Below are 232 nucleotides of genomic sequence, written 5' to 3'. Positions count from 1 at the left end.
CCAACCACGAACTGGTTAAATTGGCCAACATCATTGATTGGCAGCGTTTAGAAGCCGAATTTGGTCAACTTTATAGTGCAGATACTGGCGCATTGGGAAAACCCATTCGGTTACTGGCTGGATTGGAATATCTTAAACAAATTCATAAACTTTCGGATGAAAATACGGTCGCCATGTGGTGTGAAAATCCCTATTGGCAGTATTTTTGTGGGATGCAGTTTTTTACTCATCA

Annotated in this window: 1 protein-coding gene; it reads left to right on the top strand. The window is 40.9% G+C overall.

Annotation, left to right across the window (positions count from 1 at the left end; translation table 11 throughout):
* A partial coding sequence (locus HC733_RS22945) for a transposase (protein ID WP_190367237.1) occupies positions 1–232 on the top strand: 232 nt, incomplete at both ends.

Source organism: Pseudoalteromonas sp. S16_S37, from assembly GCF_014694405.1.
Lineage (GTDB): Bacteria > Pseudomonadota > Gammaproteobacteria > Enterobacterales > Alteromonadaceae > Pseudoalteromonas.
The sequence above is the reverse complement of the archived record's forward strand: the minus strand, read 5'-3'. Positions and strand labels throughout refer to the sequence as shown.